The sequence below is a fragment of the Protofrankia sp. Cr1 genome, assembly GCF_963555865.1.
Classification (GTDB): domain Bacteria; phylum Actinomycetota; class Actinomycetes; order Frankiales; family Frankiaceae; genus Protofrankia.
Window position 1 is genome coordinate 2407 of sequence record NZ_CAUVXO010000245.1, and the last position, 1502, is coordinate 3908.

Here is a 1502-nt window from a genome sequence, read left to right on the forward strand (position 1 = left end):
GCGGCTGATAGCCGGGCGCTACCGGGTGGACGGGTCGCTCGGCCGAGGCGGCATGAGCGAGGTCTTCCACGGCTACGACGAGCGCCTGGACCGCAGCGTGGCGATCAAAATGTTGCGCCCGCCGTCCCCAGCGGGGCCGGTACCGGCTGTGCCGGACAGCCCGGAGGCAGCCGAAATCCTCGACATGCTGGAGCGGGATCGCAAGCGGTTCCTGCGCGAGATCCGCACCACCGCCCAGCTGGAGCATCCCGGCACGCCTGCCGTCTATGACACCGGCGTCGAGACCGCCCCCGACGGCAGCACCCGGTTATGGCTCGTCATGCAGCTACTGGCCGGCTCGACGCTGGAGGCGACGCTCGACCGCACCGACTACGGCTCCGCGCCACCGAGCGTGGCGTGGGCGGCAGCCGTCGCCGCGCAGATCGCGGCGGTGCTCACCGACGTCCACCGGGTCGACATCGTCCACCGTGACATCAAACCGGCCAACGTGATGATCGTCGACGGTGGCCTGGTGAAGGTGCTCGACTTCGGCATCGCGATCCTGCGCGGCTCAGGAGCGCTGCCGCGGCTGACCCAGATCGACCGGACCGTGGGCACACCGGCATACATGTCGCCGGAGCAGTGCCTTGGCCATGTGGTGACCTCCGCCTCCGACATCTACTCGCTCGGCGCCCTGCTGTGCGAGCTGCTCACCGGCGACGCGCCGTTCCACCCGACAACCGACATGCCGCTGCGCGCCCACCACCTGCAATCGAGCGCGCCGTCGGTGCGGGCCCGGCGGGCCGGCATTCCATGGGATGTCGACGCGCTCGTGGCCTCGATGCTGGCGAAGGAGCCGGCGGCGCGGCCTACCGCCGAAGCCGTCTACGAGGCGCTCGTGCCGTTCACGTCCACGCCGGATGAATCCTCGGGCACCGAGAGGGCACCGAGAGCACCGAGGGGATCCGCGACCCGACCCGCCCGTTTCGCCGACCGCTGCTGGCCCCGCCCAGACGCCGCGAACCGGCAGACGGCCGCGCCACGCTCACCGAGGACGACGTCGACCTGCTGAAGGCCAACGTCCGGGCGCTGCTGGACAACGACCGACCGGCCGAAGCGATCAGCCTCCTCGAGGACGGCGTCGAGCGCACCCGTCACGACCCGTTCCTCGCGCTTCAGCTGCGGCACTTCCTGGCCGCCGCGCTGTTCTACGCCGGGGAGTACACGCGTGCCGCCGCACTCTTCGACGGCGTCGGACACGACTACCGCAGGCATCTGCCGCCGACCGACGCCTACGTCCTCGACTGCTCCTACCATGCCGGCCACGCCTACGCAGAGATCGGCAAACCGGACAAGGCGCTGCCTCAGCTCCGGTTCTACGTGCAGAACGCCGACAGCTGCGCAGGTGAGGACGAAGGGGCCAAAATTCTCGAATCCCGCTTCGTCATCGCCCAGCTGCTCGCGGCCGCCGGACATCCCGACGAGGCACTGACAGCGTTCGAGGCGGTCCGACCGCTGCTGGC

Annotated in this window: 1 protein-coding gene; it reads left to right on the forward strand. The window is 70.3% G+C overall.

The features are described from left to right. Positions 1 to 1051, forward strand: a 1051-nt coding sequence (locus U9980_RS17720) for a serine/threonine-protein kinase (protein ID WP_322768934.1), incomplete at its 5' end; no start/stop codon positions are given. Between the last annotated feature and the right edge of the window lie 451 nt (positions 1052 to 1502).